The sequence below is a fragment of the Mycobacterium heidelbergense genome (genome assembly GCF_050205645.1).
Classification (GTDB): domain Bacteria; phylum Actinomycetota; class Actinomycetes; order Mycobacteriales; family Mycobacteriaceae; genus Mycobacterium; species Mycobacterium heidelbergense_A.
Map to the genome: position 1 here is coordinate 15,039 of NZ_JBNMQT010000022.1, position 22,581 is coordinate 37,619.

Consider the following 22,581-nt stretch of genomic DNA (forward strand, 5'->3'; position numbering starts at 1 on the left):
GTCTGACCCGCCCCGAGGTCGTCGGTCCCGCGCGTTCACGACACAATGTGCGTCATGACAGGCCCCACGACCGACACCGACGCCGCCGTGCCGCGCCGGGTCCTGATCGCGGAAGACGAAGCGCTCATCCGCATGGACCTGGCCGAGATGCTGCGAGAGGAGGGCTACGAAATTGTCGGCGAGGCCGGCGACGGCCAGGAGGCCGTCGAACTGGCCGAGCAGCATAAGCCCGACCTGGTGATCATGGACGTCAAGATGCCGCGCCGCGACGGGATCGACGCGGCGTCGGAAATCGCCAGCAAGCGCATCGCGCCGATCGTGGTGCTGACCGCCTTCAGTCAGCGCGATCTGGTCGAGCGGGCCCGCGACGCCGGCGCGATGGCGTATTTGGTGAAGCCCTTCACCATCAGCGACCTGATCCCGGCCATCGAATTGGCGGTGAGCCGGTTCAGCGAGATCAGCGCGCTGGAACACGAGGTGGCGACGCTGTCGGACCGGCTGGAGACCCGCAAGCTCGTCGAACGCGCCAAGGGCCTGCTGCAGACCAAGCAGGGCATGACCGAGCCCGAGGCCTTCAAGTGGATTCAGCGCGCCGCCATGGACCGCCGCACCACCATGAAACGGGTGGCCGAAGTCGTCCTGGAAACCCTCGGAGACGATTCGGCGGAGGAGTCCAAGTAGCCGTTCCGCATCGAGTGTGCGCTGACGGCGTCGAGTGTGCGCCCTAGGCGCCCCGCTTGCACACTCGACGGGGCAGAGACGGGCAGAGATGGGCAGAGGCCGCTAGCGCGCGACGATCACCGACGAACCGTGTCCGAACAGTCCCTGGTTGGCGGTGACGCCGACCCTGGCGTCCTCTACCTGCCGGCCGGTGGCCCGGCCGCGCAGCTGCCACGTCAGCTCGCAGACCTGAGCGATCGCCTGGGCCGGGATGGCCTCGCCGAAACACGCCAGTCCGCCCGACGGGTTGACCGGGATCTTGCCGCCGATGGTGGTCGCACCGCTGCGCAGCAGCGCCTCGGCCTCGCCCTTGGCGCACAGCCCGAGGTGCTCGTACCAGTCGAGTTCCAGCGCGGTGGATAGGTCATAAACCTCGGCCAGGCTCAGGTCCTCGGGCCCGATGCCCGCCTCGGCGTACGCCGCGTCGAGGATCTGATCCTTGAACACCCGGTCCGGTGCGGGCACCGCGGCGGTGGAATCCGTTGCGATATCCGGTAATTCGGGCAAGTGTTGCGGGTAGCGCGGGGTAACGGTGCTGACCGCGCGCACCGAGGGCACCCCGTCCAGCGAGCCGAGATGTTCGCGGGCGAACTTGGCGCTGGCAACAATGAGCGCCGCCGCGCCGTCGGACGTGGCGCAGATGTCCAGCAGCCGCAGGGGATCGGCGACCATCGGGCTGGCCAGCACGTCTTCGATCGACGTCTCCTTGCGGAACCGCGCGTTGGGGTTCTGCAGACCGTGCCGGGAGTTCTTGACCTTCACCTGAGCGAAGTCCTCGAGCGTGGCGCCGTAGAGGTCCATCCGCCGTCGCGCCAGCAGCGCGAAGTACACCGGGTTCGTGGCCCCGATCAGGTGGAACCGCTGCCAGTCGGGGTCGTTTTTGCGTTCGCCCCCGACGGGTGCGAAAAAGCCCTTCGGCGTCGTGTCGGCGCCGATCACCAGCGCAACGTCGCAGAACCCGGCCAGGATCTGGGCCCGCGCGCTCTGCAGCGCCTGCGAGCCGCTGGCGCACGCCGCGTAGCTCGAACTGACCGGAACCCCGTTCCAGCCCAGCTTCTGTGCGAACGTCGCGCCGGCGACGAACCCCGGATAGCCGTTGCGGATGGTGTCCGCGCCCGCCACCAGCTGGATCTGTTGCCAATCCAGCCCCGCTTCGTTCAGCGCGGCACGGGCGGCGGCCACGCCGTATTCGGTGAAATCGTTGCCCCATTTGCCCCAGGGATGCATTCCGGCGCCGAGGATGTACAGCGGTTCGGGCGTACTCATCTGGCGACCCTCATTTGCGCCGCTCCTCCTCATCGCTTCGCTCTGCATCGTCGCCGGCGCGCCTCCACGCGTGCACGAGGCGCTGCACGCCGTCCTCGTCGGTGAACAGCGGCATGGTCGTCAGCTCCATCTCCATGCCGACCTTCAAGTCGGCCGCCAGCGTGCCGTCGACCACCTTGCCCAGGATGATCAACCCCTCGTCGGCCAGCTCGACGGCGGCAACGGCGAAGGGCTCGAAGGGATCCGGGGACGGATAGGGCGGGGGCGGCGCGTAGCGGTTCTCGGTATAGCTCCACAGCTTTCCGCGCCGCGACAATGCGACCGATTCCAGCGCGTCGTTGGCGCACGCCGGATTGGGGCAGTTGTTTTCTCGCGGCGGGAAGACGTAGGTACCGCACTGCGGGCATTTGCTGCCGATCAGATGCGGGACGCCGGCTTCGACGGTGGTGAACCACCCATCGACCGCCGGTTCTTGGCGGGTGACCTCTGGCACCGGGTCAGCGTACCCAGCGGAGGCGCGAAACTGAAACGTGTTGCAGTTCTGCCGCGGTGTCGTGCCGATGACTTCGGCGGGCGGCGGCGGTCATACCGGTGTGAGCCAAGCGAAGGAGGGTCCCATGGTGATCGTCGCGGGATACCTCGTCGTCGACCCGCAGCGGCGAGACACATATCTGGCCGGATGTGAGGCCGTCGTCCGGCAAGCCGGCCGAACCCCGGGCTGTCTCGACTTCGCGATCAGTGCGGACCTGCTCGATCCGAGTCGCATCCGCATCTTCGAACGCTGGGAGTCGCGGGCCGCCGTCGAGGCGTTCCGCGGCAGCGGACCCACTGATGAACAACAGGGCTTGATCGTGCGCGCATCGGTTTCCGAGTACGACGTGGGCGCCGAACGGCGGCTCACTTGATGTCACGAGGGGTGCCTAGAGTGTGAGCCGTGAGCACCGCCAGCGAGGAACAGACCAAGCCGACGCTGATGCTGCTGGACGGCAATTCACTGGCGTTCCGCGCGTTCTACGCGCTACCCGCCGAGAACTTCAAGACCCGCGGCGGGCTGACCACCAACGCGGTGTACGGATTCACCGCGATGCTGATCAACCTGTTGCGCGACGAGGCCCCGACGCACATCGCCGCCGCGTTCGACGTGTCACGGCAGACCTTCCGTTCTGAGCGCTACCCGGAATACAAGGCCAACCGATCGTCGACGCCCGACGAGTTCCACGGACAGATCGACATCACCAAGGAAGTGCTGGGCGCGCTTGGCATCACGGTGCTCGCGGAGTCGGGATTCGAAGCCGACGACCTGATCGCGACGCTGGCCACCCAGGCGGAAAACGAGGGGTACCGCGTGCTGGTGGTGACCGGTGACCGTGACTCCCTGCAGTTGGTCAGTGACGACGTGACGGTGCTGTATCCGCGCAAGGGCGTCAGCGAGCTCACCCGATTCACCCCGGATGCCGTCGTCGAGAAGTACGGCCTGACCCCCGCGCAGTATCCCGACTTCGCCGCCCTGCGCGGCGATCCCAGCGACAACCTGCCCGGCATCCCCGGCGTGGGGGAGAAGACCGCCTCGAAATGGATCGTCGAATACGGCTCGCTGCAGGGGCTGGTCGACAACGTCGAGTCGGTGCGCGGCAAGGTGGGCGACGCGTTGCGCGCGCATCTGGCCAGCGTGGTGCGCAACCGGGAGCTCACCGACTTGGTGAAAGACGTGCCGCTGGCGCAGACGCCGGACACGCTGCGGCTGCAGCCGTGGGATCGCGACCAGATCCACCGGCTCTTCGACGACCTCGAATTCCGGGTGTTGCGTGACCGGCTGTTCGACACGCTGGCCGCCGTCGAGCCCGAGGTCGACGAGGGTTTCGACGTGCGTGGCGGCGCGCTGGACGCCGGCACCGTGGGCCAGTGGCTGGCCGAGCACGCCAGCGACGGGCGTCGCTGCGGGTTGGCGGTGGTCGGTACGCACCTGCCCTACGAGGGAGACGCGACCGCGCTTGCCATCGCCGCCGCCGACGGGGAAGGCGCGTACGTCGACACCGCGACATTGACCCCCGACGACGACGCCGCGCTGGGGGCGTGGCTGGCCGATCCCGCGAAACCCAAAGCGCTGCATGAGGCGAAGCTGGCCATGCACGACCTGTGGGGCCGCGGCTGGACGCTGAGCGGCGTAACGTCCGACACCGCGCTCGCGGCCTACCTGGTGCGGCCCGGTCAACGCAGCTTCACCCTGGACGACTTGTCGCTGCGCTACCTGCGTCGCGAACTGCGCGCGGAAACACCTGAGCAGCAACAACTTTCGCTGCTCGATGACTTGGACGAGGCGGGTGGCGTCGACGAGCAAGCGGTCCAGACGGTGATCCTGCGGGCCCGCGCGGTGGTGGATCTGGCCGATGCGCTGGATGCCGAGCTGGAGCGCATCGACTCCACGGCATTGCTGGCCGAGATGGAGCTGCCCGTTCAGCAGGTGTTGGCGCACATGGAAAACGCCGGCATCGCAGTCGATTTGCGGATGCTGACCGAACTGCAGAGCCAATTCGGCGACCAGATCCGCGATGCCGCCGAGGCCGCGTACGCCGTGATCGGCAAGCAGATCAACCTGGGCTCGCCGAAGCAGTTGCAGGTGGTGCTGTTCGACGAGCTGGGCATGCCGAAAACAAAGCGAACCAAGACCGGCTACACCACCGATGCCGATGCACTGCAATCGTTGTTCGACAAGACGGAGCATCCGTTCTTGCAGCACCTGCTCGCTCACCGCGACGTCACCCGGCTGAAAGTCACCGTCGACGGGTTGCTCAATTCGGTGGCGGGCGACGGACGCATCCACACCACGTTCAACCAGACCATCGCGGCGACCGGCAGGTTGTCGTCGACGGAGCCCAACCTGCAGAACATCCCGATCCGCACCGACGCCGGCCGTCAGATCCGGGATGCCTTCGTGGTTGGGAAGGGCGCGGGCGGCCCGATGGCCGAGCTGATGACGGCCGACTACAGCCAGATCGAGATGCGCATCATGGCGCACCTGTCCCGCGATGAAGGCCTCATCGAGGCGTTCAACACCGGCGAGGACCTGCACTCGTTCGTCGCTTCGCGCGCTTTTGGCGTGCCGATCGAGGAAGTCACCGCCGAATTGCGCCGCCGGGTGAAGGCGATGTCGTACGGATTGGCCTACGGGCTCAGCGCATATGGCTTGGCCGCCCAACTGAAGATCTCCACCGAGGAGGCGAAAGTCCAGATGGACCAATACTTCGCCCGATTCGGCGGAGTGCGCGACTACCTGATGGACGTCGTCGAGCAGGCCCGCAAGGACGGCTACACCTCAACGGTATTGGGCCGTCGGCGTTATCTTCCCGAGCTGGACAGCAGCAATCGCCAGGTACGCGAGGCCGCCGAGCGGGCGGCGCTCAACGCGCCGATCCAGGGCAGCGCGGCCGACATCATCAAGGTGGCGATGATCGAAGTCGACAAGGCCATCAAGGACGCCGGCCTCTCGTCGCGCATGCTTTTGCAGGTCCATGACGAATTGTTGTTCGAAATCGCCCCTGGCGAGCACGAACAGGTCGAAGCGCTGGCACGCGAAAAGATGGGCAGCGCCTACCCGCTGGACGTGCCGCTGGAGGTTTCGGTGGGCTACGGCCGCAGCTGGGACTCAGCGGCCCACTGAAGGGGAATAGCGCCGCATTACAGCCCGAGTTTGTCCAGCTTGTGCCCTGTCGAGTAGCCTCAACAGGTAAATCCCGAATTGTCCCTACGACCCCACCTGTCCGGAGCAACCCAACAACATGCCGAGTCCCGCCGTCACCTCGCCCCAAGTAGCCGTCAACGACATAGGCTCCAGCGAGGACTTTCTTGCCGCAATAGACAAAACGATCAAGTACTTCAACGATGGCGACATCGTCGAAGGCACCATCGTCAAAGTTGACCGGGACGAGGTGCTCCTCGACATCGGCTACAAGACCGAAGGGGTCATCCCCGCCCGCGAGCTCTCCATCAAGCACGATGTCGACCCCAACGAGGTCGTTTCCGTGGGAGACGAAGTCGAGGCCCTGGTTCTCACCAAGGAGGACAAAGAGGGCCGCCTCATTCTGTCCAAGAAGCGCGCGCAGTATGAGCGCGCCTGGGGCACCATCGAGGCGCTCAAGGAGAAGGACGAGGCCGTCAAGGGCACCGTCATCGAGGTCGTCAAGGGTGGCCTGATCCTCGACATCGGGTTGCGCGGCTTCCTGCCCGCCTCGCTGGTCGAGATGCGCCGGGTGCGCGACCTGCAGCCGTACATCGGCAAGGAGATCGAGGCCAAGATCATCGAGCTGGACAAGAACCGCAACAACGTGGTGCTGTCGCGGCGGGCCTGGCTCGAGCAGACCCAGTCCGAGGTGCGCAGCGAGTTCCTCAACCAGCTGCAAAAGGGCGCCATCCGCAAGGGTGTGGTGTCCTCCATCGTCAATTTCGGTGCGTTCGTCGATCTGGGCGGTGTGGACGGCCTGGTGCACGTCTCCGAGTTGTCTTGGAAGCACATCGATCACCCGTCCGAGGTGGTCCAGGTCGGCGACGAGGTCACCGTCGAGGTGCTCGACGTCGACATGGATCGCGAGCGGGTTTCGTTGTCGCTCAAGGCGACTCAGGAAGACCCGTGGCGGCACTTCGCCCGCACCCACGCCATCGGCCAGATCGTGCCGGGCAAGGTCACCAAGCTCGTTCCGTTCGGCGCGTTCGTCCGTGTGGAGGAGGGCATCGAGGGCCTGGTGCACATCTCCGAGCTGGCCGAGCGGCACGTCGAGGTGCCGGATCAGGTGGTCGCCGTCGGCGACGACGCGATGGTCAAGGTCATCGACATCGACCTGGAGCGTCGCCGGATCTCGTTGTCGCTCAAGCAGGCCAACGAGGACTACACCGAGGAGTTCGACCCCGCGAAGTACGGCATGGCCGACAGCTACGACGAGCAGGGCAACTACATCTTCCCCGAGGGCTTCGACGCCGAGACCAACGAATGGCTCGAGGGCTTCGACACCCAGCGCAACGAATGGGAAGCCCGCTACGCCGAGGCCGAGCGTCGGCACAAGATGCACACCACGCAGATGGAGAAGTTCGCCGCCGCCGAGGCCGCAGCGCCCAGCGGTGGCGACCAGTCGCCCGGCAACGGCGCTCCCCCCGAGAAGGCCGCCGGTGGGTCGCTGGCCAGCGACGCCCAGCTGGCCGCCCTGCGGGAAAAGCTCGCCGGCAACGCCTAACTCTCGATGCTGCGCATCGGGTTGACCGGTGGCATCGGCGCCGGAAAATCGGCGCTGTCCGCCACGTTCGCGGAGTGCGGCGGAGTCATCGTCGACGGGGACGTCATCGCGCGCGAGGTGGTCGAGCCCGGAACCGAGGGGCTGGCGTCGCTTGTCGACGCGTTCGGCGACGACATCCTGCTACCCGACGGATCGTTGGATCGACCGGCGTTGGCCGCCAAGGCTTTCGCCGACGACGAGGCACGCAAGAAGCTCAACGGGATCGTCCACCCGCTGGTGGGCAAGCGCCGTTCGGAGATCATCGCCGCCGTAGCCGAGGATGCCGTCGTCGTCGAAGACATCCCGCTGCTGGTGGAATCCGGGATGGCGCCGCTGTTCCCGCTGGTTGTCGTGGTGCATGCCGATGTCGAGTTGCGCGTACGGAGGGTGGTCGAGCAACGCGGCATGTCCGAAGAGGACGCGCGCGCAAGGATCGCCGCCCAAGCCGACGACGAGCAGCGCCGTGCCGTCGCCGATGTCTGGCTGGACAATTCGGGCAGCCAGGCGGATTTGGTACAGCGGGCGCGCGACGTATGGCACAACCGGATCCTGCCGTTCGCGCACAACGTGGCGCAGCGCCAGATCGCCCGGGCGCCGGCCCGGTTGGTGCCGGCCGACCCGGCCTGGCCCGACCAGGCGCGGCGTATCGTCGCCCGGCTGCAGACCGCCTGCGGCCACAAGGCGTTGCGGGTCGACCACATCGGATCGACCGCCGTGCCCGGCTTCGACGCGAAGGACGTCATCGACATCCAGATCACCGTCGAATCCTTGGCGGTGGCAGACGAACTCGCCGAGCCCCTGCTGTCCGTCGGGTATCCGCGCATCGACGCGATCACGCAAGACGTCGCCCACACCGACGATCCCGCGTTGTGGCGCAAGCGGATTCACGCGTCGGCCGATCCCGGCCGACCGACGAATGTGCACATCCGGGTGGACGGCTGGCCCAATCAGCAGTTCGCGCTGCTGTTCGTGGATTGGCTGACGGCCAACCCCGACGCCCGTGCCGACTATCTGACCGCCAAGCGCGACGCCGAAAAGCGGGGCAACGGCGACAGTGAAATCTACGTTGCCGCCAAAGAGCCGTGGTTTTTCGATGCCTATCGGCGTGCGTGGGACTGGGCCGACTCAACGGGCTGGCGGCCCCGGCCGGTCACCTAGCCCGGCAACGGCGCTCCGCATTGCAGCGAACCGCTATTCGGATCGCCGATCGCCGGCCTGACCATTTGGTCGGCTTGCGTGAAAACGTTGTCGTCGACATCGATCTCGCAATGCACGTTCGCGGCGTATGGGAAACGAAGGACGATCCGGAGGCCGGCTTGCTGCGGGTCGGGTAGCACGGTGTTGGCTTCGAACACGTTGCCCGGCATCGACGGAAGGCTGGTGGTGTTGGTCTGGCCGCCGTTGATCACGAAGGTGGCCTGGCTGCCCGTTGTCAGCGCATCGATCCTGGCGCGGTAGGTGATGTTGTGCAGGTCCGCCCGCGCGGTCGCCGGGCTTAGCTGCGCGCCGGCCGCAACCACGGTCAGGGCGGCGATCGTCATCCACCTGCGCTTGCTGAGGCTCATAACTGCCGAGATTACCCGGGCTGGCAGCGGGGACACCACACCGATGTCCGGCCCCCGACGCGACGGCGGGTGAGTCGCGTGCCGCAACGCAGGCAACTCGGGTCCGGCTCGTCGCGCACCCGGGTGAGCCAGCGCGATAGGCCGGGCACCCGGCCGTGTCGCACCGAGGTGCGCAGCACCCGCGTCATCGCGGCGTGAAGCCGTTTGACGTCGTCGGCGTCCAGGTCGGCAACCGGGAGCGTCGGTCGCAGCCGGGCCCGCCAGCAGATTTCGTCGGCGAGCAGGTTGCCGAGGCCCGCGATCACCGACTGGTCCATCAGGGTCGGCTTGAGCCGACCGTGCCGACCGGACAGCGCGTCGCGAAACGCCCGTAGGTCCATGCCCAACGCATCGGGGCCCTGCGGACCCGTCACATGCGCGATGTCGTCGTCGGAATCGGCCAGCCACACCCCGCGCAGCTTGCGCAGGTCGGCGTAGCGCAGTTCGCCCCTGTCCAGGGACATCACCAGCCGCTCATAGCCCTTCGGCTCGGCATCGTCGGCGGCGTAGTACGGATGGCCCGTCATCCCGCTGTGCACCAGCAGTGTCGGGCCGTCGGTGGGCAGGATGAGCCACTTGCCATGCCGGCGTGGCGCGCGGAAGCGGCGGCCAGTGCAGCGGCGTCCGAGCGCCGCCGCGGTGGTGTTGCGCAGAATGCCGGGATCCCGAACCTGCACGTGCCGAATGCGGCGGCCGGGCAACACGCCGGCAAGCTCGCGCCGAAACCCTTCCACGTCAGGCAGTTCAGGCACGACGCTTCGCCAGTCGCTTCGCCGGGCCGCCCAGCGCGCGCGCATGACGGGATATGTCCGCCCACGGATCACGTTGCCCCGCCAGCCGTTTGGGAACATCGCGGATGGTGAATCGGTCGGCCCGTAGGCCGCGGGCATCCAATTCGTCCCATTCCAGCGGCGTCGCCACCGGCGCACCGGGGCGGGCCCGCACCGAATACGGTGCAACCGCGGTTTGGGCGTACGCATTTCGCATCACGTCGAGATACACCCGGCCGCCGCGCTTGTCCTTGCGCACTTCCACGGTGCGATGCTTGGCGTCGTCGGCCGCGACCACCTCGGCGACGTCGCGGGTGAACTGCCGGGCGGTGTCGAAGTCCGTGTCGGGGCGTACCGGGACCACCACGTGCAGCCCGCGGGAACCGGTGGTCTGTACGTAGCACGCCAGTCCGAGGTCGTCGAGCACGCCGGCGGTCGCGCGGGCCGTCGCGCGCACCACCGCGAAGTCGCTGTCGGACGGGTCGAGGTCGAACACCAGCCGGTCGGGGTTGTGCAGCCGATCCCGCCGCGATTGCCACATGTGCAAAGTGATGCAGTTCTGGTTGGCCAGCCAGCGCAACGCCTCTCGGCGGTCGGCCACCGGATGCACAAGGGTGCCGCCCTCTTTGGCGACCTCGGCGCCGCTCATCCAGTCCGGCAGCGAATCGGCGAAATCCTGCTGCACGAACCCTTGTTCGCCGATGCCGCGCGGAAACCGTTGCACGGTCAGCGGGCGGTCGCGCAGGTGCGGCAGCATCGTGTCGGCCACCTCGCCGTAGTAGTCGACCAGATCGCCCTTGGTGATCCCCTTACCCGACGACGGATCGGGGAACAACACCCGATCCGGATGGGTGATTTCGACTTCACGTGTCATCAGTGCGTCTCCCGTACGACGTCCCGGGCATCCTTGTCGATGCGCAGTCCCTGATAGCGCGGGTGGCGCAGCTTGCCATCGCGCGTCCACTCGGTGAACCCGATCTGGGCCACCAGCTCCGGGCGGACCCAATGGGCGCTCTTCTCGCGCACCAGACCCCGGGTGAACGGCGGCGCATCCTGCTCGATGGGGGACAGGCGCTCGTGCAGGCTGTGCAGGGTGGCTTCGTCGAAGCCGGTGCCGACCTTGCCGGCGTAGACGAGGTCGCGGCCGTCGTGATAGCCAATCAACAGCGCGCCCAACTCGATGCGGCTGCCTTTGGGGCTGGTGTAGCCGCCGACCACGAATTCTTGGTCGCGAACGCATTTGAACTTCAGCCAATTCGGTGAGCGGCGGCCTTCATACGTCGCGTCGGCGCGTTTCGCGATCACTCCCTCGTCGCCGCGGGCGCAGGCGGCCCGGTAGGCGGCGATGCCATCCCCGACGCGGTGCGGCGCATAGCGCAGTGAGCCGGTGAAGTCGATCGCGTTGCGCAGCAGTCGTTTACGCCAGAGCAGCGGTACCTCGGTGGTCGACATGCCGTCGAGGTGCAGCAGGTCGAACAGGTAGTAGTAGACGCGGATCCGCGACGCCCGGGCCACCTCGGGGTCGGTGATGCCCAGCCGCCCCTGCAGCCGGGCGAAGCTGGTGCGGCGTCCCTCGAACGCCACCACCTCGCCGTCGACGACGAATCGGGTGGTGTGCTGGGCCGCGAGCGCGTCGACCAGTTCCGGGTAGGTTCCGTTGAGCCGCTGACGATTTCGCGACAGCAGCCGCACCCGATCGCCGTCACGAAACGCCAGGCAGCGCATCCCGTCGAATTTTCGCTCGAAGATCCAGCGATCGTCGGAGAAGCGCTTCTCGGTCAGGGTGGCCAGCGTGGGACCCCGCCACTCCGGTACCGGCTCGTCGCGCAGGGCCGCGCGTACCGGGCCGGGCATCCCGGCAAGAGGGGTCACGACTCGTCCAGGTCGTCGAGCGTGCGGCCGGACAGCACCGATTCCGGCTGGCTCTTGACCGGCTTTCGGCGCGCATCGGCGTCCTCGTCCCGGCGTTTGATCAGCAGCCAGGTCTCGTCCTTGCCCTCACGGATCCGTGTGAGCGCAAAGCCACCGTGCAGCTTTTCGCCGTGCAGGCGGAACGAAAGGTGGCCTCGGTCAAGGCCTTCGGCCATTTCGTAGTTGGTTGCGTTGGCATAGGTCCCGCGGTCCCAGACGATGACCTCGCCGGCGCCGTATTCGCCGCGCGGGATGACTCCTTCGAACGTCGCATAGTCGAGCGGATGATCCTCGGTGCGCCGCGCCATTCGCCTGTCCTTCGGGTTCGTCGACGGCCCCTTGGGTATCGCCCACGACACGAGCACGCCGCCGATCTCGAGTCGGAAGTCATAGTGATCGCTGCGCGCCGCGTGGTGCTGGATGACGAAAGACGGCCGCTTGCCGGCCTTGCGGCGCTTCGTGTCCCGCTCGCCACGCGGCTCGGGGCTGGTGCCGGTTCGAAGGCCGGAGCGCCGTTTGCGCCGATACTCGCTCAGGGGCATGTCGGGGGCATACCCCTCGGCGGGTGCGGAAAACTGTTACGCCGTGCGCCAGGTGAGTTGCATGCCGTTGCCGGCCAGCCATCGGGCGAGGTCATAGCCGTTGCGGGCCAGCCCGTCGACGGCATCCACGGCGCGCCGCACCGCCCGTTCGGCGACATCCGGAGTCAGCAGGCCGTGGCGGACGGCGTCGAACAGCTCGTCGACATCGGCCAGCTCGGCTCCCCTCCCGGTACGAACCTCGATGTCGAGATAATGGTCTTCGGAGTGCCACGCCTGCCGGCCGGGCGTGTATTCGCCGACGTCGAGGTAGTAGTCATGGTCGCGCTCGTGGCCGGGATTGAAGTGGAACACCGTGGCGCGCAGGCCCAGCGACGGCAACAGCCACGACTCCAGGTAATGAAACTGGGCCCGCCCCGGGGTGGGCCGGGCGACGTAGAGCCCCCACGGCTGCACGACGTACTCGTCGACGCCCCGCACGATGCCCTTCGGGTCGGTATTGGTGCAGGCGACCAGGTCGAATGTCTCGTGTTTCGGCGGATGCATGAGTCAGCGGCGCAGCCGGATCTTCCATCGCACAAACCCGGCATAGAACAGCGACAATGCGGCCAGCATGCCCATGTCCAGCAGCCAGATCTTCGGCGTGTGTTGCCAGAACCGGTCCTCGGGGACCAGCGAACCGGGCACCAGGTTGCGCAGGTCGACGGTCGACGCCGCCGCGGCATAGCCCCAGCGCGCGGGCGTGGCGAAGGACAGCTGATCGAGCCCCAGCCGGCCGGTCACCGGGACCATCCCGCCGCATAGCACCAACTGCGCCATCACCGAGACCACGAACAGCGGCATGATCTGCTCAGTGGAACGGACCAGCGACGAAATCGCCAGCCCTAGCAACGCCGAGGCCACACACGTCGCGGCGACGGTCGCGAATAGCTCGAGGGTGGCGTTCCCCAGCACCACCGCGCCCCGCGTCGGCGCGCCCTTGCCCAGCACGACGATCGCGGTCGTGATCGCCGACTGCAGGATCGCGAAGCCGCAGAACACCCCGGTCTTGGCAAGCAGATAGGCCGTGGTCGAGAGTCCGACCGCCTGTTCGCGCTGGAAGACGGCCCGCTCGCCGACCAGGTCGCGGATGGTCAGCGCGGTACCCATGAAGGCCGCGGCGGGCAGCAGCAGGCTGAGTATCTGCGCGGCTTCGTCCGGCGTGCCGGCATGGGGGCCCGCGGCGTGAAATCCGATGTTGCCGGGCACGGTCAGCGACAGCGCACCCAGGATGAACGGCAGCAGGGCCAGGAACACGAAGTAGGCGCGGTCGGAAACGACAAGGCGGACCTGACGGCGCGCGACGGTCGAGATCTGGCGCCGCACACTGGTATGCACCGGTGCGCCGAGGTCGCCCGGCCGGTCGGTGTTGTCCGGAAGGAGGTTCTGCGGCCGCCGCTGGGCCTCGGCGCGGGCCAGAAAGCGTCGATTGGCCTCTTCGGGGTCCGCGCCCACGTGGGTGAAGATCTTGGCCCAGTTCGTGGTGCCCATCGCCGCACCGATCTGGTCGGGCGGGCCGCAGTAGGCCGTCTTGCCGCCGGGCGCCACCAACAGCAGCTGGTCGCAGGTGTCGAGGTAGGACAACATGTGCGTCACCACGATCACCACCCGGCCGGCGTCGGCGAGCTGGCGCAGCATCGTCATGACTTGGTGGTCCAGTGCCGGGTCGAGACCTGATGTCGGCTCGTCGAGGATCAGCAGCGACGGCCCGGTGAGCAGTTCCAGGGCGACCGAGGCGCGCTTGCGCTGGCCGCCGGAGAGCTTGTCGACGCGGGCATCGGCGTGCTTGGTGAGCTCGAGTTCGTCGAGGACCTGCGCGACGACCCTGGCGCGGTCGGCCTTGCCGGTGTCGGGCGGAAGGCGTAACTCGGCGGCGTAGCCCAGGGCCTGGTTCACCGTCAGCTGGCGGTGCACGACGTCGTCCTGCGGGACCATGCCGATCCGGCTGCGAAGGGACGCGTATTCGGTGTGGATGTCGTGGCCCTCGAAGCTGACCGATCCGGAGGTGGGGCGGGCGTAGCCGGCGATCAGCCGGGCCAGCGTGCTCTTGCCCGCCCCGGACCCGCCGATCACGGCGGTCAGCGTCCCCGGCCGGGCGGTCAGGGAGATGTCGTCGAGCAGCTGCTTGCCGTTGTCGACGACGTACTTCACGCCGCGCACCTCGAGGCCGCCGGTGCGGGTCGCGGCGGCGCTGCGTTCGATCAGCGTGCCGTCGCGGAACACCAGGTCGACGTTGCCGATGGTGACCACGTCGTCCTCGGTCAGGATCGCCGACCCGATCCGGGTGCCGTTGACGAACGTCCCGTTGACGCTGGTGTCGCGGATCTCGGTGCCGAGGTGCGTCTGCACCAGGCTGGCGTGCCGGCGCGAGGCCAGGACGTCGGACACCACGACGTCACTGTCGGCGGCGCGGCCGATCGTGATGCCGGTGCCGACCGCCGGCGCGCGTGGGGTCAGGAACTTCACCATTCGCGTGGCGAGGTTGGACACGTCCGCGGTCTTGGCATCGATCACGGTGAACTCGCCGGGCGGCGCCGGGTGCGGCTTGGCTAAGGTGCCGGCGTTGATCACGGTCCGCTCGTTGTCCGGTGCCCGTCGCGGCGGCCGCGCCGGTCGCCGGATGGGATTCGTCTGCTCCGCGCTCGTCGACCACGCCAGAGTGGGAGGCCCGGAATCCGGCACCGCCCGCGTCGGGGATGGCCGACTGGTCGGCCCCCGCTGCGGGCCGACCGCGAAGGTCAGCTGGGGCCCTTGCGGATTGCCGACGTTGATGCTCTGTCCGTCGTGGATGTCGATGACCGGCATCGGGTAGCCGTTGACGTAGGTCCCGTTCAACGAGCCGTTGTCGATCGCCAGCCAGCGGCCTTGATCGAAACGCAGTATCAGGTGCGCGCGCGAGATCCGCGGGTCCGGGATGCGTAAGTCGGCGTGCAGGTCGCGCCCGACGACCACCTCATGACCCGCGGCGAAGGAACGTTGGGACCCGTCATGCCGAATGGTCAGCGCGGGCGCGGCGGGTCGACTCACCACACAAGTATCGGCCGCCGCCCGAGTGGGCTCCATGAGAGTCGGCTGTGATTTCGCTTTGTTTCGTGCTCACAGCTGTTTCATAACCTCCGGTGGCCCAACGCCTATCCGCGCCCGGCATCATGCGATGGGGTGCCGGGGGAGCGCCCGGCATCATGCGATGGGGTGCCGGGGGAGCGCCCGGCTGAGCGTGCAACGGTGCCTGCTCGACGCCCGAAGCGGCGATACCCATTAGCAATGCCGAGGCTTGAGGGGGCAGCCATTCGATGGACGAGCAAGACGACCACAAAGTAACCACCCGGCGCATTGCCGCCGGGCGGCTGCTGCTGCGCAACCCGCGGCGGGCCCGAGAGGCATTGCGCGCACACCTATTTCGCCGTGCCCCGGCGGCCAGCTCGAACCCGAACGAGGGCAGTGGCCCGCGCCTGGCGATGGCCGGCGGCACGAAGTTCGCCGGATACACCATCCTGCGACCGCTGGGCGCCGGGGGGATGGCCGAGGTCTATCTGGCTTTGCATCCGAGGCTGCCGAGGCGCGACGTGATCAAGGTTCTCGCCGAGGCGGTCACCGCGGATCCCGAATTCCGGGAGCGGTTCAATCGCGAGGCCGATCTGGCGGCAACCCTGTGGCACCCACACATCGTCGGCGTGCACGATCGCGGCGAATTCAACGGCCACCTCTGGATTTCCATGGACTACGTCGAGGGCACCGACGCATCGCGGCTGGTGCGAGAGCATCACCGCGATGGTATGCCAATCGACGAGGCGTTCGCCGTTCTCGACGCGGTCGCGGGCGCCCTGGACTACGCCCACGATCGGGGCCTGCTGCACCGGGATGTCAAGCCTGCCAACATTCTGCTCACCCATCCTGAGAACGATGAACGCCGAATCCTGTTGGCGGACTTCGGTGTAGCGCGCCACCTCGGCAGCATCAGCGGGATCACCGAGACCAATGTCGCGGTGGGAACGGTCGCTTATGCCGCGCCGGAGCAGTTGACCGGCGCCAACATCGATGGCCGCGCAGACCAATACGCGTTGGCAGGCACGGCATTTCATCTGCTCACCGGCGCGCCACCGTTCCAACACTCCAATCCCATTGCGGTGATCAGCCAGCACCTGCACGAGGATCCGCCCCGGCTCAGCGAGTACCGCCCGGATTTGGCGCACCTCGACGACGTGTTCGCCAAGGCCCTCGCCAAACGCCGCGAAGACAGGTTCGACCGGTGTCGCGACTTCGCCGCCGCCGTCGGCGAGCGGTTGGACAACGCCGCTCCGGCGGGGGTAGCCACGCACCGGCGGCGCGGCGCCCGGGCGCTCGTCGCGGCGATGGGCCACCGCTGCTCGTCGAGGACCCGATGGGCGACCGCGCTGGTGTGCGCGGTGCTGATCGCCGTGGCGGCGACCTGGTCGGTCCTGTACTCCTTCCAGCCGGAACCTACGCCGGCCAACCCCGCGCTCGCGTCGAGACCGTCGCCCCCGGCCGCTAGCGCCGCGCCCACGGGCCCCGGCGGTCCGACGTTGAGCGGCACCTACCAACTGACCTACGACCAGGGCAAGCGGACCGGAAACGGCGTCGCGATCCGTCAGGACGCGGCCGACACCGACTGGTGGGCTTTCCGCTCCGCGTGCACCACCAACGGTTGCGCGGCGACCGGGACCCGGTTGGACGACGCGGACCACCAGGTGGCGAGTACCGCCAACGGAGGGGAGACCGACAGCCTGCGTTTCGTCGCCGGATATTGGCAGGGCGCCCCGCAGCAGGAGCGGTTGCGCTGCGTCGCTCCGGACGGACTTGCCGGGGTCACCCAGCAGGAGACCGTCGCGTGGTCGCTGGCGCCGCAGGCCGACGGGACGCTGCGCGGCACGCAAACCGAGACCGTGGTGAGCAACGAGTGTGGCGCGCAAGGGGCCGTGGTGCGGATACCTGTGGTGGCCACCCGCGTCGGTGATGCGCCGGGGGGCGTGCCGTTGGCCGATCCCACGCAGGTCCTCGACACCTCGACCGCGCCGGCCAACCCGGTACCGCCCGTCCTCGGCGGGTCATGCACCGACGTCGACAAGCTGGCCTACGACCCGACGAACAACGAGCAGGTCGTCTGCGAAGGCACCGCCTGGGCCAAGGCCCCCATCACGACGGGCGTGCACGCCTCGGGCAGTTCGTGCGATCGCCCGGGCACCTCGGTGTTCGCCACCTCCACCTCGAACGACGGCTACCTGCTCCAATGCGACCCGGTCAGCCGGACGTGGACCCGCCCCGTCGGATAGGGCGCGCTCGCGAGACGACCTTGTCGGTGGCTGGCTCTACCCTGGTGGCATGGCTTTCGCCACCGAGCATCCGGTCGTCGCGCATTCGGAGTACCGCGCCGTCGAGGAGGTCATGCGCGTCGGTGGCCGCTTCGAGGTCGTCAGCCCGCACGCACCTGCCGGCGACCAGCCGGCCGCCATCGACGAGCTCGAGCGGCGCATCAAGGCGGGGGAGCGCGACGTCGTGCTGCTCGGCGCCACCGGGACCGGCAAGTCGGCCACCACCGCGTGGCTCATCGAGCGGCTGCAGCGGCCCACCCTGGTGATGGCGCCCAACAAGACGCTGGCCGCGCAGTTGGCCAACGAGCTGCGAGAGATGTTGCCGCACAACGCAGTCGAGTACTTCGTGTCGTACTACGACTACTACCAGCCGGAGGCGTACATCGCGCAGACCGACACCTATATCGAGAAGGACAGCTCGATCAACGACGACGTGGAGCGGTTGCGGCACTCCGCGACGTCATCGCTGCTGTCGCGCCGCGACGTGGTGGTGGTGGCCTCGGTGTCGTGCATCTACGGCCTGGGCACACCGCAGTCCTACCTGGACCGCTCCGTCGAGCTGCGGGTCGGCACCGAGGTCCCCCGGGACGCGCTGCTGCGGCTGCTCGTCGACGTGCAGTACACCCGCAACGACCTGTCCTTCACCCGCGGCTCGTTCCGGGTGCGCGGCGACACCGTGGAGATCATCCCGTCCTACGAAGAGCTGGCGCTGCGCATCGAATTCTTCGGCGACGAGATCGAGGAGCTGTACTACCTGCACCCGCTGACCGGCGACGTGGTCCGCAAGGTCGACTCGCTGCGGATCTTCCCGGCCACCCACTATGTGGCCGGGCCGGAGCGGATGGCGCACGCGATCTCGACGATCGAGGAGGAGCTGGCCGAGCGGCTCGCCGAACTCGAAGGCCAGGGCAAGCTGCTGGAGGCCCAGCGGCTGCGGATGCGGACCAACTACGACATCGAGATGATGCGCCAGGTCGGGTTCTGCTCGGGTATCGAGAACTACTCGCGGCACATCGACGGCCGCGGGCCTGGCTCGCCGCCGGCGACGCTGCTGGACTACTTCCCGGAGGACTTCCTGCTCGTCATCGACGAATCGCACGTCACCGTGCCGCAGATCGGCGGCATGTACGAGGGCGACATGTCCCGTAAGCGCAACCTGGTGGAGTACGGGTTCCGGCTGCCGTCGGCGTGCGACAACCGCCCGCTGACCTGGGAGGAGTTTGCCGACCGCATCGGGCAGACGGTGTACCTGTCGGCCACCCCCGGCCCGTACGAGCTGAGCCAGACGCAGGGCGAGTTCGTCGAGCAGGTGATCAGGCCCACCGGGCTGGTCGACCCCAAGGTCACGGTCAAGCCGACGAAAGGCCAGATCGACGATCTCATCGGCGAAATCCGCAAGCGCACCGCGGTCGACGAGCGGGTGCTGGTGACCACGCTGACCAAGAAGATGGCCGAAGATCTCACCGACTACCTGCTGGAGATGGGCATCCGGGTGCGGTATCTGCATTCCGAGGTCGACACGCTGCGCCGGGTAGAACTGCTGCGCCAGCTGCGGCTGGGCGACTACGACGTGCTGGTCGGCATCAACCTGCTGCGAGAGGGCCTCGACCTGCCCGAGGTGTCCCTGGTGGCGATTCTCGACGCCGACAAGGAGGGCTTCCTGCGCTCGACGCGCAGCCTGATCCAGACCATCGGCCGCGCCGCGCGCAACGTCTCCGGCGAAGTGCATCTCTACGCCGACACCGTCACCGACTCGATGCGCGAGGCCATCGACGAGACGGAACGGCGGCGCGCCAAGCAGGTGGCGTACAACGAGGCCAACGGCATCGACCCGAAGCCGCTGCGCAAGAAGATCGCCGACATCCTCGATCGGGTCTACACCGAAGCCGACGACACGGAAACCGTCGAGATCGGGTCGGGGCGGAGCGTCTCACGCGGGCGGCGGGCGCAGGGCGAGCCGGGCCGGGTGGTCAGCGCCGGGGTGTTCGAGGGCCGCGACACGACCAACATGCCGCGCGCGGAACTGGCCGACCTGATCAAGGACCTCACCGCGCAGATGATGGCCGCCGCCCGTGACCTGCAGTTCGAGCTGGCCGCGCGGTTCCGCGACGAGATCGCGGACCTCAAAAAGGAACTGCGCGGGATGGACGCCGCCGGCCTGAAGTGACGCACACCGCCACCACCACCGGCAGCTGGCGCGAGCTGCTGGGCGCCCGCTATCTGGGGACGTCCGTCGTGCTGGCCGGTGGGGTGGCGCTGTACGCCACCAACGAGTTTCTGACCATCAGCCTGCTCCCCAATACGGTCGCCGAAATCGGCGGCAGCCGCCTGTACGCCTGGGTGATGACCCTCTACCTGGTCGGGTCGGTCGTCGCCGCGACCATGGTCGGTCCGATGCTGCTCCGCTACGGGGCGCGCAGGTCGTATCTGATGGGGCTCGCCGTGTTCGCCGTCTCCAGCCTGGCCTGCGGCCTGGCGCCCAGCATGGAAATCCTGATCGCGGGACGCGCCCTGCAAGGCGTGGCCGGCGGCTTGCTGGCCGGCCTCGGCTATGCGGTCATCAACACCGCGTTGCCGCGCGCGCTGTGGACGCGGGCCTCCGCGCTGGTGTCCGCGATGTGGGGCGTCGCCACGGTGGTGGGACCCGCGACGGGTGGCCTGTTCGCGCAATTCGGTTTATGGCGTTGGGCTTTCGTCGCGATGGCGATTGTGACCGCCCTGATGGCGCTGCTGGTACCGGTCGCGTTGGCCGCCGGTCGGGGCGCCGCGAGCGGCGCCGCGGCGGTGATGAGGGTGCCGGTGTGGTCGCTGGTGCTGATCGGGGCCGCCGCGTTGGCGATCAGCGTCGCCCAAATCCCGCACGACGTCGTCGCGACCGGCGGACTGCTCGCCGTCGCCATCGTGCTGGTCGGACTGTTCGTACTCGTCGACTGGCGGATGCCTGCAAAGGTGTTGCCGCCCAGCGTATTTGGTCCCGGGCTCTTGAAGTGGATCTACCTGGCCATGGGTGCGCTGATGCTCGGCGCGATGGTGGACACCTACGTGCCGCTGTTCGGCCAGCGGTTGGCGCATCTGAGCCCCGTGGCGGCGGGATTCCTGGGCGCCGCGCTCGCCGTTGGCTGGACGTTCAGCGAAATCGTCAGCGCATCGCTGGAAAGCCCGCGAGCCATCGGGCGGGTCATCGGGGTGGCGCCGGTAGTGGTGGCCGCGGGTCTGGCGCTGGGCGCCTTCACCCAGCGCGACAACGCGTCGGCCGGGATCGTCGCGCTCTGGACGCTGGCCTTGCTGGTGGCCGGGATCGGCATCGGCATGGCGTGGCCCCACTTGTCGGTGCGCGCAATGGATTCCGTCAACGACCCGGCCGAAGGCGGCGCGGCGGCCGCGGCGATCAACACCGTGCAGCTGGTCTCCGCGGCGTTCGGTGCCGGTCTGGCCGGCGTCGTGGTCAACACGGTCCAGGGCGGCGACGTGATGGAAGCCCGTTGGCTGTTCGCCGTTTTCACCGTCTTGACCGGCGTCGGTGTGGTGGCGTCCTATGCGGCGGTCCGCGGTGATCGCCGAGCCCTCATCGCGTCGACTTGACCACCTGCGAGTAGTGGAATTGCCAACGCTCGACGATGTGGAAACCGAGGTAGCTCGGGAATCGGTACGCCGGGGCACGGCCGAACACCCCCGCCGGCAACGGTTGTCCGACTTGGTGATCGGGCAGGGACTTGTCCCTATTGGTGATGGTCCAGATGGTGGAGCACTTGTTGATCTTGGCGGTCGTCAGCCACACCGCGACATGGCCGTCCCACAGCCAGCCCACCTTGGGCCCGTAGACACCGCGCCCGACGTCGATCACCGACCGAAAGGCCTCGGGCCGGGTGGCCAGCACGGCGCGGATAGGACCGGGCCGCCAGGGCACCGTGTTGTCGACCAGCAAGCAGTCCCCCGGCGCGGCGTGGGAGCCGATCAGGTCGGCCACCTGGCTGTAATCCCAGCCCTCCTTGGCGTATGGCCAGCGCTGGATGAAAAGGTAATTCGGCAGCGCGGCCGCGGCGAACGCCAGGACCACCGCAGCGATTGGCCACGGTTTGCGGGCGAGCGTGACGATGCAGACGGCGATGACCATGGCCACTGCGGGGGAGGTGAGGATCAGGTAGCGCGGAAAATAGATCGGTTCGATGACGGCCGAGTAGACGACGACGAGCGCGGTGGGTAGGACGATCCACGTCGCGCAGATGACCAGCAGTACGCGCAGGTCGCTCGCCGGACGCCGCGCGCCGGTCAGCCGGGCCACCAGCGCCGCGCCTACGAGCACCGCCGTGAGAATCGCGAACGGAACGCTGTGGTCGAAGTACTGCCGCAGGACGATGTCGAACGCGTAGTGCCAGCTGACGGGAAAGATCCAGTTGACCTGGTACACCTGGCCATGGGCGAACACGAGGAACGGCGTCATGACGCCGACGGCGACGGCCGAGCTGACCGCCCACCACACGGCCGGGGACCTTCGGGATTTCGCGGGCACCAGCAACGGCAGCATCGCGGCGTACAGCAGAACCAACAGGATCAGGTTGAGGCTCAGCAGGATCGACAGCATCATCGCCAGCGCGTAGCAGAGCCACAGCCGGGGCCTGTTGCGCCGGACCGCGGCGACGAACAAAACGGTCAGCCATACCGCGGCGGCGGCCGCCAAGGCGTACGGGCGCGCCTCGATGCCCGCCCACGTGGTGCGCGGCAAGATGGCGAAGACGGCGCCCGCGCACAGCGCGGTCGCCCGTCCAGGGACGAATTGCTTGCTGAACACCGTGACGCCGGCGGCGGCGGCCCCGATCGCCAGGGCGCTGGGGACCCTCGACCAGAATTCGGTCGGCGGAAATATCGCGAACCAGCCGTGCATCAGCAGGTAATACAGGCCGTGCACAGCGTCGATGTGACCCAGCAGCTTCCACAGCTCGGGCAACGTTCGGCTCGCCGCCGCCGATATCGTCGCCCCTTCGTCGAACCACAGCGAAGGTCGGCAGGCCCAGGCTGCGCTGATGACGGCTGCCAGGGCGCCTACCAGGCACGGGTCGAGCAGCCGGCCGGGCCGGCGGCCGGGCGCAGGCTTGTCAACGACGCCCGGCGTGGGCTGCTCGATGGTGGGCATCGACATGATG

The 22,581-nt window shown here is 68.0% G+C and carries 18 protein-coding genes; 8 read left to right on the forward strand and 10 right to left on the reverse strand.

Translation table 11 applies throughout. From position 1 onward, the window contains the following. Positions 1-54: 54 nt before the first annotated feature. The gene (locus tag ACQI5H_RS20785; protein WP_427081189.1) at positions 55-681 is read left to right on the forward strand and encodes an ANTAR domain-containing response regulator; all 627 of its coding nucleotides are present in this window, start codon (positions 55-57) and stop codon (positions 679-681) included. Between the two features lie 102 nt (positions 682-783). On the opposite strand, the gene ACQI5H_RS20790 is transcribed toward ACQI5H_RS20785, so the two are convergent. Next, positions 784-2,019 carry a lipid-transfer protein gene (locus ACQI5H_RS20790; protein ID WP_427081190.1) on the reverse strand — a complete coding sequence of 412 codons (1,236 nt, stop codon included), beginning with the start codon at positions 2,017-2,019 and terminating at the stop codon, positions 784-786. After that, entirely contained in the window at positions 1,997-2,479 is a 483-nt protein-coding gene (locus tag ACQI5H_RS20795) for a Zn-ribbon domain-containing OB-fold protein (protein ID WP_427081191.1), read from the reverse strand. The genes ACQI5H_RS20790 and ACQI5H_RS20795 overlap by 23 nt, the downstream gene beginning before the upstream one ends. Before the next feature lie 124 nt (positions 2,480-2,603). Between ACQI5H_RS20795 and ACQI5H_RS20800 the strand changes: the two genes are divergently transcribed. From ACQI5H_RS20800 to coaE, 4 genes are all read left to right on the forward strand, one after another. Further along, positions 2,604-2,891, forward strand: a complete 288-nt coding sequence (locus ACQI5H_RS20800) for a putative quinol monooxygenase (RefSeq protein WP_427081192.1) — start codon at positions 2,604-2,606, stop codon at positions 2,889-2,891. A 68-nt stretch (positions 2,892-2,959) separates the two neighbouring features. Then, on the forward strand, positions 2,960-5,644 hold the full coding sequence (polA, locus tag ACQI5H_RS20805; RefSeq protein WP_427081228.1) for a DNA polymerase I: 2,685 nt from the start codon (positions 2,960-2,962) through the stop codon (positions 5,642-5,644). Positions 5,645-5,762: 118 nt separating this feature from the next. Then, a complete protein-coding gene (gene rpsA / locus ACQI5H_RS20810) occupies positions 5,763-7,208 on the forward strand; it encodes a 30S ribosomal protein S1 (protein ID WP_427081193.1) in 1,446 nt (481 codons plus the stop codon). Positions 7,209-7,214: 6 nt separating this feature from the next. Beyond that, entirely contained in the window at positions 7,215-8,405 is a 1,191-nt protein-coding gene (gene coaE / locus ACQI5H_RS20815) for a dephospho-CoA kinase (RefSeq protein ID WP_427081194.1), read from the forward strand. Here coaE and ACQI5H_RS20820 read toward each other — a convergent pair. From ACQI5H_RS20820 to ACQI5H_RS20850, 7 genes are all read right to left on the reverse strand, one after another. Then, positions 8,402-8,812 (reverse strand): hypothetical protein, encoded by a 411-nt coding sequence (locus ACQI5H_RS20820; RefSeq protein ID WP_427081195.1) that lies wholly within the window; start codon positions 8,810-8,812, stop codon positions 8,402-8,404. The genes coaE and ACQI5H_RS20820 overlap by 4 nt on opposite strands. An 11-nt stretch (positions 8,813-8,823) precedes the next feature. Further along, positions 8,824-9,603, reverse strand: coding sequence for an Fpg/Nei family DNA glycosylase (locus tag ACQI5H_RS20825; RefSeq protein WP_427081196.1), 780 nt, complete (start codon positions 9,601-9,603; stop codon positions 8,824-8,826). Then, complete coding sequence (gene ligD / locus ACQI5H_RS20830; RefSeq protein ID WP_427081197.1) at positions 9,596-10,495, reverse strand: non-homologous end-joining DNA ligase; 900 nt, start codon at positions 10,493-10,495, stop codon at positions 9,596-9,598. Before ligD (ACQI5H_RS20830) ends, ACQI5H_RS20825 begins: the two co-directional genes overlap by 8 nt. Next, positions 10,495-11,475, reverse strand: a complete 981-nt coding sequence (gene ligD, locus ACQI5H_RS20835; protein WP_427081229.1) for a non-homologous end-joining DNA ligase — start codon at positions 11,473-11,475, stop codon at positions 10,495-10,497. The genes ligD (ACQI5H_RS20830) and ligD (ACQI5H_RS20835) overlap by 1 nt, the downstream gene beginning before the upstream one ends. A 14-nt stretch (positions 11,476-11,489) precedes the next feature. Next, on the reverse strand, positions 11,490-12,074 hold the full coding sequence (locus tag ACQI5H_RS20840) for a DNA polymerase ligase N-terminal domain-containing protein (protein WP_427081198.1): 585 nt from the start codon (positions 12,072-12,074) through the stop codon (positions 11,490-11,492). A 36-nt stretch (positions 12,075-12,110) separates the two neighbouring features. Further along, on the reverse strand, positions 12,111-12,551 hold the full coding sequence (locus tag ACQI5H_RS20845; RefSeq protein WP_427081230.1) for a DUF402 domain-containing protein: 441 nt from the start codon (positions 12,549-12,551) through the stop codon (positions 12,111-12,113). Positions 12,552-12,620: 69 nt separating this feature from the next. Further along, on the reverse strand, positions 12,621-15,173 hold the full coding sequence (locus tag ACQI5H_RS20850; RefSeq protein ID WP_427081199.1) for an ATP-binding cassette domain-containing protein: 2,553 nt from the start codon (positions 15,171-15,173) through the stop codon (positions 12,621-12,623). Positions 15,174-15,403: 230 nt separating this feature from the next. Here ACQI5H_RS20850 and ACQI5H_RS20855 point away from each other — a divergent pair, with 230 nt between their 5' ends. The 3 genes from ACQI5H_RS20855 to ACQI5H_RS20865 are packed head-to-tail and all read left to right on the forward strand — an operon-like array spanning position 15,404 to position 21,022. Beyond that, positions 15,404-17,401, forward strand: a complete 1,998-nt coding sequence (locus tag ACQI5H_RS20855; protein WP_427081200.1) for a serine/threonine-protein kinase — start codon at positions 15,404-15,406, stop codon at positions 17,399-17,401. 49 nt (positions 17,402-17,450) lie between these two features. Beyond that, on the forward strand, positions 17,451-19,607 hold the full coding sequence (gene uvrB / locus ACQI5H_RS20860) for an excinuclease ABC subunit UvrB (RefSeq protein WP_427081201.1): 2,157 nt from the start codon (positions 17,451-17,453) through the stop codon (positions 19,605-19,607). Then, the gene (locus tag ACQI5H_RS20865) at positions 19,604-21,022 is read left to right on the forward strand and encodes an MFS transporter (protein WP_427081202.1); all 1,419 of its coding nucleotides are present in this window, start codon (positions 19,604-19,606) and stop codon (positions 21,020-21,022) included. Before uvrB ends, ACQI5H_RS20865 begins: the two co-directional genes overlap by 4 nt. Here the strand turns inward: ACQI5H_RS20865 and ACQI5H_RS20870 are convergent. After that, the gene (locus tag ACQI5H_RS20870; RefSeq protein ID WP_427081203.1) at positions 21,006-22,577 is read right to left on the reverse strand and encodes a glycosyltransferase family 39 protein; all 1,572 of its coding nucleotides are present in this window, start codon (positions 22,575-22,577) and stop codon (positions 21,006-21,008) included. The two genes, ACQI5H_RS20865 and ACQI5H_RS20870, sit on opposite strands and share 17 nt — an antisense overlap. Positions 22,578-22,581: the final 4 nt, after the last annotated feature.

What these genes read in the sequence shown, in the direction of transcription:
- uvrB (WP_427081201.1), top strand. Translation starts at nt 17,451, where the DNA reads ATGGCTTTCGCCACCGAGCATCCGGTCGTCGCGCATTCGGAGTACCGC.
- ACQI5H_RS20855 (WP_427081200.1), top strand. Translation starts at nt 15,404, where the DNA reads ATGGACGAGCAAGACGACCACAAAGTAACCACCCGGCGCATTGCCGCC.
- coaE (WP_427081194.1), top strand. Translation starts at nt 7,215, where the DNA reads ATGCTGCGCATCGGGTTGACCGGTGGCATCGGCGCCGGAAAATCGGCG.
- rpsA (WP_427081193.1), top strand. Translation starts at nt 5,763, where the DNA reads ATGCCGAGTCCCGCCGTCACCTCGCCCCAAGTAGCCGTCAACGACATA.
- ACQI5H_RS20870 (WP_427081203.1), bottom strand. Translation starts at nt 22,577, where the DNA reads ATGTCGATGCCCACCATCGAGCAGCCCACGCCGGGCGTCGTTGACAAG.
- polA (WP_427081228.1), top strand. Translation starts at nt 2,960, where the DNA reads ATGCTGCTGGACGGCAATTCACTGGCGTTCCGCGCGTTCTACGCGCTA.
- ACQI5H_RS20800 (WP_427081192.1), top strand. Translation starts at nt 2,604, where the DNA reads ATGGTGATCGTCGCGGGATACCTCGTCGTCGACCCGCAGCGGCGAGAC.
- ACQI5H_RS20840 (WP_427081198.1), bottom strand. Translation starts at nt 12,074, where the DNA reads ATGCCCCTGAGCGAGTATCGGCGCAAACGGCGCTCCGGCCTTCGAACC.
- ligD (WP_427081197.1), bottom strand. Translation starts at nt 10,495, where the DNA reads ATGACACGTGAAGTCGAAATCACCCATCCGGATCGGGTGTTGTTCCCC.
- ACQI5H_RS20820 (WP_427081195.1), bottom strand. Translation starts at nt 8,812, where the DNA reads ATGAGCCTCAGCAAGCGCAGGTGGATGACGATCGCCGCCCTGACCGTG.
- ACQI5H_RS20785 (WP_427081189.1), top strand. Translation starts at nt 55, where the DNA reads ATGACAGGCCCCACGACCGACACCGACGCCGCCGTGCCGCGCCGGGTC.
- ligD (WP_427081229.1), bottom strand. Translation starts at nt 11,475, where the DNA reads ATGCCCGGCCCGGTACGCGCGGCCCTGCGCGACGAGCCGGTACCGGAG.
- ACQI5H_RS20790 (WP_427081190.1), bottom strand. Translation starts at nt 2,019, where the DNA reads ATGAGGAGGAGCGGCGCAAATGAGGGTCGCCAGATGAGTACGCCCGAA.
- ACQI5H_RS20850 (WP_427081199.1), bottom strand. Translation starts at nt 15,173, where the DNA reads ATGGAGCCCACTCGGGCGGCGGCCGATACTTGTGTGGTGAGTCGACCC.